This window comes from Hominimerdicola alba (genome assembly GCF_900109655.1).
In the GTDB taxonomy this organism is placed as follows: Bacteria; Bacillota; Clostridia; order Oscillospirales; family Ruminococcaceae; genus Hominimerdicola; species Hominimerdicola alba_B.
The window spans coordinates 113,815-128,226 of the sequence record NZ_FOAT01000008.1 but is presented as its reverse complement, the minus strand read 5'-3'; the positions used below and the strand labels follow the sequence as shown (position 1 = coordinate 128,226).

12 protein-coding genes and 1 riboswitch are annotated in these 14,412 nt (G+C 45.2%); of the genes, 10 read left to right on the top strand and 2 right to left on the bottom strand.

Going from position 1 to position 14,412, the window contains the following annotated elements:
• Positions 1-44: 44 nt before the first annotated feature.
• Positions 45-2,036, bottom strand: coding sequence for a hypothetical protein (locus tag BMY75_RS10450; RefSeq protein WP_074833553.1), 1,992 nt, complete (start codon positions 2,034-2,036; stop codon positions 45-47).
• Between the two features lie 351 nt (positions 2,037-2,387).
• On the opposite strand from BMY75_RS10450, the gene BMY75_RS10445 reads away from it, so the two are divergent.
• The 10 genes from BMY75_RS10445 (at position 2,388) to BMY75_RS10400 (ending at position 12,845) form a co-directional block, all read left to right on the top strand.
• On the top strand, positions 2,388-3,104 hold the full coding sequence (locus BMY75_RS10445) for a hypothetical protein (RefSeq protein ID WP_074833550.1): 717 nt from the start codon (positions 2,388-2,390) through the stop codon (positions 3,102-3,104).
• A gap of 37 nt (positions 3,105-3,141) precedes the next feature.
• Complete coding sequence (locus BMY75_RS10440; RefSeq protein WP_074833547.1) at positions 3,142-3,684, top strand: hypothetical protein; 543 nt, start codon at positions 3,142-3,144, stop codon at positions 3,682-3,684.
• 21 nt (positions 3,685-3,705) lie between these two features.
• On the top strand, positions 3,706-4,179 hold the full coding sequence (locus tag BMY75_RS10435; RefSeq protein WP_074833544.1) for a peptidylprolyl isomerase: 474 nt from the start codon (positions 3,706-3,708) through the stop codon (positions 4,177-4,179).
• A 93-nt stretch (positions 4,180-4,272) separates the two neighbouring features.
• Positions 4,273-5,619, top strand: a complete 1,347-nt coding sequence (locus BMY75_RS10430; protein WP_074833541.1) for a hypothetical protein — start codon at positions 4,273-4,275, stop codon at positions 5,617-5,619.
• Positions 5,620-5,892: 273 nt separating this feature from the next.
• Positions 5,893-7,182: a 23S rRNA (uracil(1939)-C(5))-methyltransferase RlmD gene (rlmD, locus tag BMY75_RS10425; protein ID WP_074833539.1), complete on the top strand. Its 1,290-nt coding sequence runs from the start codon at positions 5,893-5,895 to the stop codon at positions 7,180-7,182.
• 191 nt (positions 7,183-7,373) lie between these two features.
• Complete coding sequence (locus BMY75_RS10420) at positions 7,374-8,309, top strand: AAA family ATPase (RefSeq protein WP_074833536.1); 936 nt, start codon at positions 7,374-7,376, stop codon at positions 8,307-8,309.
• A gap of 5 nt (positions 8,310-8,314) precedes the next feature.
• Positions 8,315-9,484: a DUF58 domain-containing protein gene (locus BMY75_RS10415; protein WP_074833533.1), complete on the top strand. Its 1,170-nt coding sequence runs from the start codon at positions 8,315-8,317 to the stop codon at positions 9,482-9,484.
• Positions 9,485-9,498: 14 nt separating this feature from the next.
• Positions 9,499-11,733 (top strand): transglutaminase-like domain-containing protein, encoded by a 2,235-nt coding sequence (locus BMY75_RS10410; protein WP_074833530.1) that lies wholly within the window; start codon positions 9,499-9,501, stop codon positions 11,731-11,733.
• Between the two features lie 74 nt (positions 11,734-11,807).
• Positions 11,808-12,281 carry a DMP19 family protein gene (locus BMY75_RS10405; RefSeq protein WP_074833528.1) on the top strand — a complete coding sequence of 158 codons (474 nt, stop codon included), beginning with the start codon at positions 11,808-11,810 and terminating at the stop codon, positions 12,279-12,281.
• Positions 12,282-12,308: 27 nt separating this feature from the next.
• Positions 12,309-12,845 (top strand): DUF6985 domain-containing protein, encoded by a 537-nt coding sequence (locus BMY75_RS10400; RefSeq protein WP_074833526.1) that lies wholly within the window; start codon positions 12,309-12,311, stop codon positions 12,843-12,845.
• Between the two features lie 63 nt (positions 12,846-12,908).
• Here BMY75_RS10400 and queA read toward each other — a convergent pair whose 3' ends face one another.
• Positions 12,909-13,973: a tRNA preQ1(34) S-adenosylmethionine ribosyltransferase-isomerase QueA gene (gene queA, locus BMY75_RS10395; RefSeq protein WP_081350511.1), complete on the bottom strand. Its 1,065-nt coding sequence runs from the start codon at positions 13,971-13,973 to the stop codon at positions 12,909-12,911.
• A gap of 149 nt (positions 13,974-14,122) precedes the next feature.
• A riboswitch (Lysine riboswitch) is annotated at positions 14,123-14,322 on the top strand.
• Positions 14,323-14,412 lie beyond the last annotated feature (90 nt).

Genomic DNA, 14,412 nt, shown 5'->3' with positions numbered 1-14,412 from the left:
AAAAAAACACGGAGAGGAAAACCTCTCCGTGTAGAATACATATATTAGAGATAGAATACAAGAACAAAGATAAGTAAGCCGACAAGAGCAACGAATCCGAATACCTTGAACATCGAAGCAGAAAGGCTCTTTTCAGCCTTCTTATATTTGATGTACTCCTTGATCGGGTCTTCATGGTATTCTCTCTTCAGCGAGTTGCCCACAGTAGGATTGAGCATATCGCCGATGTTGATGTTCTTATACTTCTCCTTGATAGCTTCAGCAGCGTGAGCTTCGTCGAATCTGTGGTAGCCGTAAGCAGAATCCAGATTTGAATTGTCCTTCTTCTTCATGTCGATGTCTTCCATCGTAATCTCGGGACCCTTATTCTCGCTGGTGCCGCCGCCGTTAAGATATACGTGTTCAGTATCAACTTCCTTCATCATCTTGCTGGAACGGTTGGAACGCAGCAGCTTGATAAGGGTATCGGTATAAAGCTCGTCTTCGATCTCCTGCTCTGTAAGCAGCTGATCGGTAGTCTCATCGGTACGGGAATCAACTTCGTTTATCAGGTAAGTCAGCGAACGGTTGCTGATCTCACGCTCCTCAACTACTTCTTCCTCTTCAACATGACGATAGCCCTCGGGTGCAGTGAACTGCATATCTATTCTTTCATCTGCGATTTCAGCTCCTGTGCCGTCAAGACCTGTGAGGTTTACAGACTTACGCTTTGTGCCGGTAGCTATGCTGCCTTCGTCGATAACTCTTGCAGTGCTGGTGCCGACGCTTGCGAAAGGATCGATAGCTTCAAGTGTTCTTTCACCCACGTTTGCAGAGGGCAGATCGTCAACAACTTCGGGACGGTAGGATACAGGACCCATATTATCCTTGGGCTTTGAGTATTCATCAGGTTTAGCATTAACAGTAAAGCTGCTTGCGATATCCTTGTCTGAGGGGATCTCAAATGCACCGGGAGTCTTGGGTTCTTCCTTCTTGATGATGGGCTTGCGTCTGGTAAGACCGTCGATAGCTTCAACATGCTTAACCGGTATCTCTTCCTCAACAAGAGAAGTCTTGCCGGAAGAACTGCTGGCTGTGCTCGCCTGACTGCTCTGTGAGCTTGCTGCCTGTGCAGCGATAGCATCATCAACAAGGCTTACCTTGTGCTCTTCCTGAGGCTTCTGCTGTGCAGGAGCGGGTGCAGGTGCGGGCTTAACAGTATTGACAACAGGTCTTGCAACTGGCTTGGGAGCTTCTTCACTTATGATGGTATCAGCAGTGATAGCAGAAGCAGAAGCTACGAAGCTGTGAGCTTCCTCCACCTTTGATGAAGCTGCAGAACTTGTGATATCCTTTGAAGCTATCCTCAGCTTTGAACCGGTGCCGTTAGCCTGACCGATGTTGGACATGGGATATACCTTGTCAACGTCGATCTTTGCAGCCTTGAGTATCTGAGTTGCGGAAGTGCATCTCATTGAACCTCTTACCATCTCTTTGAGAGGCAGGAGTATTATATCTTTAAAAGTAGCGTGGAGCTCTGCCAGCATCTGGTCGCTGCCTGCTGACATTACGGATTGCGGAAAACGATTGTCAAACAGACGCTTCCATTCGCTCTGCTTGGAATCTATGAGCTTGTCTATATACTTGGCAAGAAGTATCCACAGATGAGGGTGCTCGAATCCTCTGTCATTGGTGATGAGCCACATATAGCATCTGATGAAAGCATCATAGCAGGTGACATCCTTCAGGTTAAGGAGCACGTCGTCCTCGGTAAGCGCCTGAGAAAAACAGCCGTCAGAGAATGCGAAGCAGCGGTAGCCGTTGCTGGCGAGCTTAGCATAAGCAGTCCTCAGTGTGATGTCATCTCTTTTGAAAGGCGGCAGCGCGGTAGGAAAATCATAATCAGTCTTATAATTCTCCGCATCTCCCATTGAGAGAAGCTTCTTGTAGGTAGCAGTCAGCTCCTCATCCTCCGCAGTAACGGGCAGACCCAATATTCTGAAAGGATTGCAGGCGAACAGCTCGTTAGCGGTAACTCCAAGTTTCTGGTTTGCCAAAGTGATTCCCCCTTAAAGGTATTTAAATGTAAAAATTATCTAGAAAAAGTTTTAAACGGTTAAAAGATTATACATTGCACCCGCATAATAAACTCTATACTATATCGAATCAATTATATCAAATAATCTTACATGATATATCAATAAAAATAAAACGTTTAGTGAACTAAATGTGAATACAGGTAAATATAACTAAATTGTTCTCTGAAATTTATCTCAATTAGATGACAAAAAGTATTTGCATTTTTGTGCAGTTTATAGTATAATTAATTTGTATAGATATAAGTCCGCGGAACAGGCATTTGGTGCGGGTGTTTATCTGAACATTTTTACACTAGGGGGAAATATATAATGGCTCTATTCAATAAAAAGAAACCTGAACCTGCTGCTTCTGCAGCACCTGTGGCAAAGCCCGTTAATCCTGATGATATCTGGAATACTCCGTCGCCCAGACGCAGGCAGACCGTTGCTGTAAAAGAGTCTAAGTATGATGAAGCTGTTCCCGAGACTCTTGAGGTAGAGAGCGTTGACCCTGAGATGATCAAGACCAAGATGGCTCAGCTTGAAGCAGAACTTGAAGAGAAGAAGAACCAGCCCGTCAAAACTCATGCAGATTATGGCACCAGCACAGTCGGACGTGAAGAGATAATTGACGCTCAGACTGAGTATGAGAAGCTTTATGTAGTTGAGCATGAAAAATATATAAGGTCACATCAGGAAGAGATAACCGAGGCTAAGGAGCAGGGTGTAGCTGAGAAGATGGAAGCTATGTATGCTGAGCATGAAGCCAAGGTCGCTGAGGTGGAGAATACAAAATTTGAATTCAGCGAGGTTGGACAGGCTGAGGTCGATAAGAAGCTTGTTGATCTGCCTTATGCGAAGAGACCCGAGGATTATGCGGAGTATAAGGATATAGCAGCTGTCGCATCCGAACCTGATGAAGCCGAGATCGAGAAGCTGGGTGTTATTGATCACAGTGAAGATCCCGATAATATCGGATTTGTCGATGAGGAATTCCTTGCCAAGAAAGTCGAGGAATTTGAGGCAAAATATGGTGACCGCAAATAAGGTCAGGGCAAATGTTTTTTTCTAGGAGCGATAGGTTTTGAACATCAACACAGACAACCCTATAATCAAGTATTCAGAAGCAGGAAAGGAATTTCCCTATGATAAACTTTTCTATTCGACGGTAAATGATTATATAATGGAGTATAAGAACGCGCGTCTTGATAAGCTGACAGATCATGACGCTTCGGTGTGCCTGGCAAGGATAATCAGGCGCATGGAGGTCAACGGTGTACCTGTTCAGCAGTATTTCAAAGATGAACTTGATGCGTGGAAAGATGCTTCCAACTATACAAGAGTTCTCAGACTCTGCGATCTTATGGCAAGAGATATCTTCTGCTGCTTTGATAAGAACAGAATAAATGAGAACGGGGATTTTGATAAGGTCAACAGATTCTACTGTGTAAATACCGATGGCAAGCGCGATTTTTTCATGCTTGATGAAGTCAAGAAGTCCTCACTTTTTAAAAAGAGCAGGACTCCCGAAAGCGAGTATTTCATGGATCTTCAGAAGAGATACGACGCAGGTCTGCTGCCAAAGTCAAAGGAAGAAGAAAAAAAGTTTTACGGCAATGCCGATTGATAAACAGAGAGGAAAGTGGAAATGGTTAAAATAGAAATGGAAAACGGTAAGGAGATACTTATCGAACTTTATCCCGAGAAGGCACCTATCACAGTTGCAAATTTTGAGAAGCTTGTAAAGCAGGGCTTTTATGATGGTCTGATATTCCACAGAGTCATCAAGGGCTTCATGATACAGGGCGGCGACCCCGAGGGTACAGGCATGGGCGGCTCTGATGAGAAGATCAAGGGCGAATTTGCAAGAAACGGAGTTAATAACGATCTCAAGCATACAAGAGGCGTTATCTCCATGGCAAGATCCATGATGCCCAACTCTGCAAGCTCGCAGTTCTTCATCATGCACGAAGATGCTCCTCACCTTGACGGTGACTATGCAGCTTTCGGCAAGGTAGTAAAGGGTATCGAGGTAGTTGATGAGATAGCTGATGTAAAGGTCGATTTCAATGACAAGCCTCTGGAGCCCCAGGTGATGAAAAAAGTCACCATGGTTGACTGATAATAATTATTATTAAAGCAGATGCCTCTGTATTACAAAAATATAGAGGTTTTTGCTGTGTATAGCGAAAAATATTTCTCGGGAGTGGTAAAAATGTTTATAAAAAGGTTTGCTGCGGTCATTGCTGCGGCTCTGGCGGTGACTGCTACTGTTCCTGCTGTTTATGCGGAATACGGCTACGATCCGACATATGATTACAATACTTATGATTATAACAACTACGATTATAATAACTACGATTATAATTACGATAACGGCTATGACAACGGCGGATACGAGGAGACTACAACTACTACAGCTCCGGACCCCGGTTATGACCCTGCTCAGTCTGCAGGTAATGAAGTTACAGCCATGGAGAACAAGGCGACTACTCTTGTTCCCGATAAGCCAACATCTGCACCTTCAAAGGTCTATCTGAAGCCCGGCGAGATCAAGGATGGCACCGTATCCGTAGAGCTTAGGATAGAAGCTGATTCTGCTGTATCCAGCGCACTGATGTCGGTTGCATTTGATACCGCACTTCTGCAGCTGGAAAGCACACAGATAAATCCCGAGGCAGGCGGCAAGGCTGCCGAGAACAGCTTCAACGGCAAGTATGTATTCAACTATACCAATGATTCGGGAAGCAAGTTCCAGGGCAATTATGTTACCCTGAATTTCAAAGTGCTGGATAAGGATATGGTCTCAACCACACTGTTCCTGACTGTTACCACACTGGATAACAAGACAGGTATACCGATATCCTATTCAGTTGAGAACGGTATTATCGCAAATCCCGATGCGCCCGGATACAATGGTGAGGAAACTCAGGCTCCCAAGCTCAACAAGCTGGTAAGGGTTCAGAAGAGCATTGGTCAGGCTCCGCCCTCGAAGATGGGTATCGAGAATTACAGGAATATCGTTGTTGCTGATCCCAGCATAGTAAGCTTTGAAAACGGCGTTTTCAAGATGCTGTCTGCGGGCGAGACTTCTTTTGATGTAGTGTTCAATAATGATGAACTTGAGACTTATGATATCATAATTGAGGATGATACTATTGTGACCGACGTGCAGGACAGGGCTGCACAGGCTGCTGATAATAACGGCGGCGGTGTTGACAAGACTGTACGTAATCTGTTCATCATAATTGCTATCGCGCTGACTATGATAATCATAGCGGTTGAGTATCTTGTTATAATGAAGCCCACAAGCAAGCGCCGTAAGAAGCTTGCTGCGGCAGAAGCTTTCTTCGAGAGGGAAGAGCAGGAAGATGATGACGAGGACGAAGAGGAAATGCGTGAAGACCTGAAAAAGGCTTTTGCAGCCCGCGATGCCCGCCGCAAGTCAGCCCGCGGAGAGGAAGAAACCAAGGCAGATGAAGATGATCCCGAAGAGCAGGATGATGCTGAAGCAGAAGCTGAGGCAGAAACTTCCGAAGATGCTGATAACGGTGATGAGTAATAATTTTTCGTGATGTAAAAAAGGACAGCTGTACGGTTGTGCGGCTGTCCTTTTTGTACGGATATTTTATATTTGTGTGAATTTTTCTCTGAAACGTTTGCGGACGTTGACAGGCGAGTTTAAACATGGTATAATCGATATGCTGTTCATATCTTGGTTTGGATGTGGAAGGTATTTGTCTGAAAGAAAGACTTTCGACGCAGGTAAAGTGAAAGTAAATCTGTGTGGGAAAAGCCCGCACAGTTTGAAAATATATATTCGGGAGGGCAAGATATGCCTAAAAAGGTCATCACAGATCATACAACCGGTGAGAGAAAATGCCGATGTTTCAAAAGATGCGGCGGGTGTCAGCTTAGTGAGAGCTACAGCGAACAGCTTGCAAGAAAGCAGGAAAAAGCCGCGCGTATGCTTTCGGGCTTCGGAAAAGTCGAGAACATCGTGCCCATGGAAGTGCCTTACAATTACAGGTGCAAGGTGCAGACCGTTTTCGCAACGGACAGCTCAAAGCGTATAATTTCAGGAGTTTATCAGTCTAACGCAAAGAAGATGGTGGCGGTGGACGATTGTATGCTTGAAGCCGAGGTGGCTTCGCCTATCGTTCAGACCATCAAGGTGCTTATGAAAGATATGCGCATAAGACCCTATGATCTTCGTACAGGTGAGGGTTTGCTCAGACATACGCTGATTCGTACTTCTTTCACCACGGGACAGGTCATGGTTGTGCTGGTTACTGCATCTCCGATGCTTCCTGCGAAGAATAATTTCGTTAAGGCGCTGGTGAAAGCTCACCCCGAGATAACCACGATAGTACATAATATCTGCCCGACAGGTATGCCGCTGACTCTTGGTGACAGGAGCCTTATACTTTTCGGCAAGGGCTATATTGAGGACGAGCTTTGCGGATGTCGTTTCAGGATATCACCTGCTTCATTCTATCAGGTAAATCCGACACAGACCGAAAAATTGTATAAATTTGCAGTTGAAGCAGCGGGCATACGCAAGGGCGTTAAGGTCATCGATGCTTACTGCGGAACAGGTACCATAGGCATAATATGTGCAAAGAACGGTGCAGAAGTAACAGGTGTAGAACTTAACAAATCTGCTTGCAAAGACGCTAAAGTCAATGCGGAGCTGAACGGTCTGGATAACATCAAGTTCTTCAACGATGATGCAGGCAAATTTATGCAGGCAATGGCTTCCCGCGGTGACAGCTTTGATGTGCTGGTTATGGATCCTCCTAGGGCAGGTGCCAGCCGAGAGTTCATCGGATGTGCGGTGAAGCTTGCGCCTGAGAAGATAGTATACGTATCATGCAGTATCGAAACTCTGGAGCGTGACCTAAGGATATTCAAGAAAGAGGGCTACAGAGCCACATTCATTCAGCCGGTGGATATGTTCCCGCATACTATGGGTATCGAGAATGTTGTCTGTCTTGAAAGGACTGAAAAGCCTGCCGAAAAAGCTTCAGATAAATCTGCCGAAAAGGAAGAGCAGGTATTTTTGAAGCCAAGAAGAAGGTCTGACAAAAGACTTGCAAAGAATGGCGTAAGGCGCAGAAAATGACGGCTTTTTTGCGGCATAGTCATTAAATAGGATATATAGTCGGGTCTGCCGGAAATGGCGGATCCGAAATTTGTATAATTTATGTATTTGTCGTATATTTGGTTGACATTGGTTCATATTTATGGTATAATAATATAGTATGATATGCGTGGATTTTGCGCATAAGTTATCCCTGAACAGGAGGATATTTGATGAACAGTAAGATCGAAGCTTTGGTAGCGAATATAGAGAAAGTCATCGTCGGCAAGCAGGAAACAGTACTTAAAATAGTAACTGCCATGCTTTGCGGTGGTCATGTTCTGATAGAGGACGTTCCCGGCGTTGGTAAGACACAGTTGGTTTCTGCACTAGCGAGATCTGTTGCGGGCAAGTTCAACCGTATACAGCTGACCCCCGACGTTATGCCCTCGGATATCGTCGGATTCTCTATGATAAATCAGGTGACCAGAGAACTGGAATACAAAGAGGGTGCTGCCATGTGCAACTTCCTGCTGGCGGACGAGATAAACCGTGCTTCACCTAAGTCACAGTCCAGCTTGCTGGAGATAATGGAAGAACATCAGATATCCATCGACGGTGTTACCCATAGTCTGCCTGTGCCTTTCATGACACTGGCGACCCAGAACCCAGTTGAAACATACGGTACTTATCATCTGCCCGAAGCACAGATGGACAGATTTATAATGAAGATATCCATGGGCTATCCCGCCTATGAGGACGAACTTCGTATCATGTCAAATGGTGAGAATCTTATCTCGGCTAAAGACCTGAGGGCTGTAATGAGTACAGACGATATCGCTGTGCTGATGGAAGAAGCTCAGAAAGTGGCTACTGCTCCCAGCATCAGAAAGTATATCCTCGATATCGTTACTGCTACGAGAAATTCCGAGTATATAAAGCTTGGTGTTTCACCTCGTGGTTCTATAGCATTGCTGAGGGCTGTGAAGTCCTACGCATATGTTATGGGCAGAAGTTATGTTATTCCCGATGATGTAAAGTCGGTAATGGTCGAGGTGCTTGCCCACAGGCTTATGCTTTCACCCAAGGGCAAATCAAATTTTGAAGACAACGGCGCTGCACTTAAAGCTGTGGCGATGACGGTACAAAGTCCTACTACTGCGGAGTGATCAGATTGGAGACTGTAAAAAACCTGATAAGCTTTCTGGCGTGTCTGGCATTGTCGGTCGGATTGGGCTATCTGATAAGCGGCAGCGGAGGAATTTTCATTGCAGTACTGCTTATCGTGGCGCTTATTACATCGCTGGCGATGCTGACTTTATCCCATGCGAGCATAGATATTTCCATGGGGCTTTCAGGAAATATCGTCAACAAGGGCGATGAACTGACTGCCAGACTGGATTTCAATAAAAAATTCTTTTTTCCCAGCACCTTTATCGAGGTGACTCTGTCGGTGACTCCGAATATTGAGGGTGGGGACAGCTCGCTGGCGTACAAGTTCATATGTACGGGATTGCGGGGAGACAGCATAGAGATACCGCTGAAAGCCATACTTTGCGGCGGTGCTGAGGTCGCGGTGGAAAAGATATCTTTCACTGATTATCTTAGCTTGTTCAGCATGAAAAAGAAAAATCTTCCCGAAAAATGTTTGGTGAAGATCCTTCCGAGGATACCTGATACAGGCTCTCAGAGCGAGGTGTTGAGGTCGGTATCTCAGAATATATCTTTTGACGACAGCGATGAGGAATCAAACGAAACTTCATCTGCACTTACGGGAGTACCAGGCTATGAACACAGGGGCTATGTTCCCGGAGACCCACTGAAAAGGGTCAACTGGAAGCTGAGTTCAAAAAAGGATCAGCTGATGGTAAGGCTTGATGAAAAGGTGACTTCTTCCAGCCAGATATTCAGAATGGATCTGCCCAAATGTCCAACTCCTGATCTGATTAGTTATACCATGATGGATATCACGATCGAAGGCTCGCTTGCTATGCTTTCGATGCTGATTAGGTCGGGCTATGAGAGTGAGTACAACTATTTCATCGATGATAAGTGGGAAATGGCTGAGATAGTTGACGAGGCGTCGCTTATACAGCTTCAGGAGAGGCTTGCGGGCATCGCTCCTTATCCGGATGAACACAGGATGGTCGATCACGATATAAATGAAAAGGGTAAGGCGATGATATGCTTTACTTCATGCACCGGACAGATGACCGATCAGCTGACTGAACTGATGGAGAATTTTGAGGGTACACTGGTCGTTGTCAAAGAGAGCGGCCTGGGTGCTGTCAGAAGTGATATGTGGACGGTCAGCCGTGAATTTGAATTTGAAAAACTAACTTAAAGGGGGCGTGAGCCATGACTGATAAGAAAGAACCGCTGAAATGGCTCTATGCTTCCATAGCTAAATATTTTCTTCCGCTGCTGCTTGGTGCGGTCGTGATGAATGTTATATTCGGGACTTATTATGATTACTTCGTCAAGACTGTTACAGCGGGATTCGTAGCATACGAATGTATTCTTTTCTGGTTTTTTGAAAAGATAAAGAAGCGGAAGGTATGGCGTTTCTTTATTTATATCACTCTGGGACTTGTGATACTAGTTTTCTCGGGGTGGTTGATAGGCAACGGCTGGCAGCAAACCGGTGTCAGCTTTATAGACTGGTTTTACGTGAACTCACAGGAAGTGGGTTCGGTAACTTACTACAATGCCTTTCTATTTGTAGGTATGGGATTCTTCATCATTTCTATACTTTACTATTTTACTGTTTACAGGTTCAGGATTTTCGGTGTAATGCTGACGACCATGTTCCCGTTTGTTATCTATGGTAAGCGTGCGCAGAACCTGAACACCCTCAGTCTGACTTTCATGATGACTGTGTTCCTGGCGATGATGATACATCAGAAGAGGGTAGCGGATGATTATACCGAAAAGCAGAAGCGAAATATGATAATGAACCGTTCCTATGCTGTCGGGATATCGCTGTTCGTGACCTTTGTAGGCGCGCTGACCATGCTTCTTCCGAAGCCTGAATATAAGTCACAGCTTGAAGCAAACAAAGGTATTTTCAAGTATTATCTGAACTCAAACACTACGGATTACGATGATCTTAATGATGTATCTTCACCGAGATTCGGTGCTAATTCGACAGGGGAGATTTTATTCACTGTTGATACCAAGGACGTTGAAACCATTTATATGCGCAGGCAGTCCTTTGATCTGTTCAGAGCTGATCAGTGGGTGCTTAGGGACGAATACAGGGATTGGTACGGTGCCGATGATGGTACGGATAATATAGTCAATTCTCCGCTGTATATGCATAAACTTCTGAAGTCTATGGCGGCTACAGGCAGGTATGAGGATCTCGGACTTACTGAAGATCTGTTCGGGAACGAGTACAAGAGCAAGATATGGCTGAATCTTTCGGGTTCGACTTACAGCCCCAGCTATATACCGGCTCCGATAATGGCAGAAACTGAAAGCCTTGATTATGGCTTTAGGAACGTTCACGGCGAATTTTATTACAAGAGCAGATATTCTTCGGCTTACGGTGGACTTGGAGTAAGCTATGGCGCTATTCCCGAGGAGGACGCTGAGTACGATTATGTCAGCCGTCTGCCTTTTAGCTGGGAAAGCTTTGAGAAGATGATGACAAGAGGTGTATACTACGGTGATGTCAGCCCCGAGGATTACTCGCAGATAGTCAGTATCTATGATCGCTACACTGAAAAAGGCGGTGTGACTGAAGATATTGCAAAGCTTGCAAAGGACATAACAAAGGACTGCAAAACTGATTTTGACAAATGCTCGGCTATAGTGGATTATTTTGAGGATAACGGCTATATCTACGACCTTGAATATATCCCCGATGATGAATCGATAGATTATTTCCTTTTTGAGAGCAAGACAGGCGTATGTACCAGCTATGCAACTTCAATGGTGCTGATGGCAAGGGCGCTGGATATCCCTGCGAGATACGTTGAGGGATTTGCGGCGTATGAGCGCAATGATGAAGGCGATCTGGTTGTTCGTGACAGCCATGCTCATGCCTTTGTTGAGGTATACATCCCAGGTGCAGGATGGGTGACTTTCGACCCGACAGTTCCCGATTATAAGGGAACAGAGAACGGAGGCGGTAATAACGCTGCTAAGGCTATCAGGACATTCATGGATTATTTCAGCAAGATAGCACTGTTCCTTGGCGTTGTGTTCGTGCTTGTATTCGTGATATTCATTGACAGGATAATCGAGCTGTTCTTCCGAATAAGAATGAAGTTCCGCAATAATACACCCGAAAAAACCCTGGCACTGTATGAGCGGATAGTTCGTCTGCTGGAGATATCATCTGACAAGGATATGCATATTCGCGGAATGACACCCGGTGAGATACTTGATTTGGGTACCAAGAGAGGTGCTGAGATAAGCAGGGCTGTATCCCTGTTTGAGATGGTATGTTTCGGTGGATACAAACCGGCAGCTGTGGAATTTGAAGCTGCATACAGCTGTTATAAGCAGAGTTGGAAAGCTCTTGCGGGCAAGAGCAAGAATAAACAAAAGACCGCGCATGGTGTTGATACTAAGGACGGCATATAAAAAAGCTGACAGATCGCGGCGGTATCAAGAACTGCTGCGGTCTGTGATTATAAGTCTTCGGAGGTGTTAAATGTATGAAATGGCTGGATGGAAGCGATATCTCGCCCGAAAGATTTACCGGAGAGTCACTGTGCGAGAAACTGTCAATGGAAATGTATAGCTATGATGAAGATAAGTGGTCTGAATGTGATGATGCGGTATACAATGCACTTCTGATAATTGATTTTGACGCGGTGCTCGTCATGGAAGGTTTCCCGACGCCTTATTATGGGTATTTTTCAGTGGATATATTTCGGAAGATGATAGATGCATTCAGGGCTATCGGAGATGATGATGATGCGGAAGTGCTTTCGCAGGCACTGAAGCTCGATGAGCATTACAGTGAGATCATTGCAGGTGGAGAAAACGATGGTGCTTATGAGGAGTTAAGTGATAAGCTGAGTGAGTTGGAGAACTCTTTGTACATTAATACCGATCTAGATATGTGGGGGCTGGTTTACAGGTATCTTGACAGATACATTGAAGAGCAGACTTCGCTGACAATCTGATTTTCTTGACAGATAAAGGAGAAAATAATGAGTACTATTAGAGATATCGTCCATGATAAGGACGGCCTTGGCTGGCTGTACGGCAAGTTTGATGCTGACTCGCTTTTTAAAGGTGAGATGGATATTACCATATACGGTGAAAGTGATGATGATATCGTGTATGCTGAGAAATGCGTAGCTCACTATGGTCGTTTAAAAGATGATACCGAATTTATGGCTGATCTGCGCGACAAGCTGGCGAAGTTCATGTATTATATGCGTAATGAGTGGGAGGCAATGGGCATATACGATGATATTGCCGAGGATACTGACAAGGCTGTGGCTGATTTTGAATCCGGCGGAGATATACTGAAGTATCTCACAAGACCTTACCTTAATGTGGAGCTTCCCGAAGACGGCACTGACGAGATCGGTTACAGCATCACGGCGGACTGCCCTTGGGAGCCTGAGCATCAGTGTTCGATCATCGTTAGGGGAGATCAGCTGAAATATGTTGGTCCCGATGACGGGAGCACACCTTGGGACGATGATGAGGAGTACTACTGTATTTGGCTAGACGAATAACAGTGAGTTCTTGATTAAAACGATAAGAGCGTATGCATTGATAGCATACGCTCTGTTTGTTTATCAGCTGTTTGCGCCGTTGGCGATGAACATTGAATCACCGAAGGAGAAAAATCTGTATTTTTCTTCAACGGCAATTTTATAAGCATTCATGGTATTCTCGTATCCTGCAAAAGCGGATACCAGCATGATGAGAGTGCTTTCGGGTAGGTGGAAATTGGTTATCAGACCATCGAGGACTTTGAATTCAAAGCCCGGGTAGATGAATATCTCTGTGAAGCCATCACAAGGCTTTATCTCACCATGAAATGCGGCTACGCTTTCGAGGGTGCGGCATGAGGTAGTTCCAACTGCGATAACACGACCGCCCTCTGCCTTGGTCTTGTTGATTAGGTCAGCGGTACGCTGGGGAAGCTCATAGTGTTCACGATGCATTTTGTGGTCGAGGACTTTGTCTTCCTTTACAGGACGGAAAGTTCCGAGACCAACATGAAGAGTCACATAGGCGATATTCACGCCCATTTTTTCTATATCGGCAAGCTGTTCTTTAGTAAAGTGCAGACCAGCCGTTGGGGCTGCAGAAGAGCCTATCTCGTTGGAGTATACTGTCTGGTAGCGCTCTTTATCTTTGAGTTTCTCGGTTATGTACGGTGGCAGGGGCATCTGTCCTATCTCGTCGAGAGCGGCAAAGAAATTGGTGGAATCACTGCACTCAAATTTGGCTATACGGTTGCCGTCTTCAAGAACTTCGGTTATCTCGGCGGTGAGAAGTCCGTTGCCGAAGACAAAACGTCTGCCAACTCGGGCTTTTTTACCGGGGCGGCAGAGTATCTCCCATTCGAGATTGCCCCGCTGTTCAACCAGCAGGAATTCGATGAATGAGTGAGTATCCTCGGTCTCGCCGTAGATACGTGCAGGTAGAACTCGTGAATCGTTCAGTACCAGCAGGTCACCTTTTTTGAGGTGGTTGCATAGATTATAGAAATGGTCGTGACCCACCTCACCTGTGGTTCGGTCAAGGCAAAGCATCCTTGATGCGTTTCTTGGCTCGATGGGGGTCTGGGCTATGAGTTCCTGTGGAAGCTCATAGAAAAAATCGGACTTTTTCATGTTGTTCAGGTCTAGCATTTTAAACTCTCCTTGCTTATATCGTATGCCGCGTAATGTACAAAATCTGCGGCTGCTTGCTGACAATTTACAGAAAATTCATATAAAACTTTTCGGAACATGGGCGCTTTCTATTGACAAGCGGCGGAATATGTGTTATCCTTAATTCCAGAACAGATAGAGGTGCAGTTGAAAAGAGTAGCACGGTCTGTCCTTTGAGATATTTCCCGAGGACTTAGCACCCCATGCCGAATGACCGATGTGAAAGGTAAAACTGCCGAAGCTGCGATGTGGGATATCGTTTGCTGACTGATGGTTTAATAGGTCATCGGTTGTCATCATGGCTTTATGATGGAGTGCTATCGGCGGAAAATTTATTTTGCCAACATTCTTATTATATTGTATGATGCGCCGGTTTTCAACCGGTTTTTTTGTTATTTGTCAATTTTTTATGTTTTGC

Excerpts from the sequence above, each read along its gene's own strand:
- rlmD (WP_074833539.1), top strand. The coding sequence starts at position 5,893 with ATGCCTAAAAAGGTCATCACAGATCATACAACCGGTGAGAGAAAATGC.
- BMY75_RS10435 (WP_074833544.1), top strand. The coding sequence starts at position 3,706 with ATGGTTAAAATAGAAATGGAAAACGGTAAGGAGATACTTATCGAACTT.
- BMY75_RS10420 (WP_074833536.1), top strand. The coding sequence starts at position 7,374 with ATGAACAGTAAGATCGAAGCTTTGGTAGCGAATATAGAGAAAGTCATC.
- BMY75_RS10410 (WP_074833530.1), top strand. The coding sequence starts at position 9,499 with ATGACTGATAAGAAAGAACCGCTGAAATGGCTCTATGCTTCCATAGCT.
- BMY75_RS10400 (WP_074833526.1), top strand. The coding sequence starts at position 12,309 with ATGAGTACTATTAGAGATATCGTCCATGATAAGGACGGCCTTGGCTGG.
- BMY75_RS10405 (WP_074833528.1), top strand. The coding sequence starts at position 11,808 with ATGAAATGGCTGGATGGAAGCGATATCTCGCCCGAAAGATTTACCGGA.
- queA (WP_081350511.1), bottom strand. The coding sequence starts at position 13,973 with ATGCTAGACCTGAACAACATGAAAAAGTCCGATTTTTTCTATGAGCTT.
- BMY75_RS10445 (WP_074833550.1), top strand. The coding sequence starts at position 2,388 with ATGGCTCTATTCAATAAAAAGAAACCTGAACCTGCTGCTTCTGCAGCA.
- BMY75_RS10430 (WP_074833541.1), top strand. The coding sequence starts at position 4,273 with ATGTTTATAAAAAGGTTTGCTGCGGTCATTGCTGCGGCTCTGGCGGTG.